This is a genomic window from Aphanothece microscopica RSMan92 (assembly GCF_046613545.2).
In the GTDB taxonomy this organism is placed as follows: domain Bacteria; phylum Cyanobacteriota; class Cyanobacteriia; order PCC-6307; family Cyanobiaceae; genus NIES-981.
Window position 1 is genome coordinate 1 of sequence record NZ_JBKKKY020000349.1, and the last position, 592, is coordinate 592.

Annotated in this window: 1 protein-coding gene; it reads right to left on the reverse strand. The window is 67.7% G+C overall.

Features of this window, described 5'->3' with window-relative positions; translation table 11 throughout:
• The coding region (locus tag ACLD7X_RS17930) for an FAD-dependent oxidoreductase (RefSeq protein WP_411425047.1) at positions 1 to 381 on the reverse strand (381 nt) is incomplete at its 3' end.
• Positions 382 to 592: the final 211 nt, after the last annotated feature.

Below are 592 nucleotides of genomic sequence, written 5' to 3' on the forward strand. Positions count from 1 at the left end.
GTAGGCGGCCTTGGTTTCGAAGTCGCAGTCGATGCCGTGCCGTGCGGCGAGCCTGTTGATTTCGCGCAGCGCCGTCTCCTGCGCCTCGGCGTAGAGCCTCGCGCGGGCCTCGCCGTGCTTCTTCTCGAGTTCGGCATAGACGAGGCCATGCAGGGAGGTGACCTTGGCGGTTGAGCGCCCCGTCACCTGCTGCCCGATCCGCCGCGCCTCGATGACCGCCGCCGTGAGGCCCAGATCCTTGAGGCAGCGGGCGGCCGTCACGCCCACGATGCCGCCGCCGATCACGGCGACATCCACCTTCAGGTCGCCCTGGAGCTGGGGAAAGCCGCCGTCATCGGTGCCGTCGTTCCAATAGGTGCGTTGTAGGCTGGGTTCGGCCATGTCAGTTTCTCCGGGGCTTGCCCACGGCAACTGGCGCTGGCGGGATTCTGTTCCCGTCGGCTCAATGATCGGTTCTGGCGGCGATCAGTGCTTGCGGCGGGGCGTGCTGCGCCCGGGGGCGCAGAACAGCGTGTGCAACGTCTCGATCAAGGTTTTCACCTCCGGGCTGGCGAGCGCGTAATAGATGCTGCGGCCCTCGCGGCGCGTGGTG